The organism is Marinicauda pacifica (assembly GCF_004793635.1).
Taxonomy (GTDB): domain Bacteria; phylum Pseudomonadota; class Alphaproteobacteria; order Caulobacterales; family Maricaulaceae; genus Marinicauda; species Marinicauda pacifica.
In genome coordinates this window covers 1-328 of the sequence record NZ_SRXV01000026.1, presented here as the reverse complement: position 1 = coordinate 328, position 328 = coordinate 1, and the positions used below count along the sequence as shown (strand labels likewise).

The following is a 328-nucleotide window of genomic DNA, read 5'->3' as shown; positions in this document are numbered from 1 at the left end:
GGTCGTCGCCGGCGTGCAGACCATCGTGCGCGGCGTGCTGCGCCGGCTGGGTGCGAATGTGGAAGGCCCGGTGCTGTCTGCGCACGAGGAAATCCGCGGCCAGATCGACCTGCACCACGAAGAAGGCGGCGTGGTGAAGGAAGACCGCGACATGCTGGGCGGGGTGCTGGACCTGCGCGAGCTGACGGTCGACGACGTCATGGTTCACCGCAAATCACTGATCATGCTGGATATCGAGGACAGCCCGGACGTCCTGATGCGTGACGCGCTCAACAGTCCGCATACGCGCCTGCCCCTCTATCGCGGCGACAGCGAGAATATCGTCGGC

General features: G+C 65.5%; 1 pseudogene. It reads left to right on the top strand.

Features of this window, described 5'->3' with window-relative positions:
• Positions 1-328: pseudogene (locus E5162_RS14270) on the top strand (hypothetical protein); the annotation flags it as partial.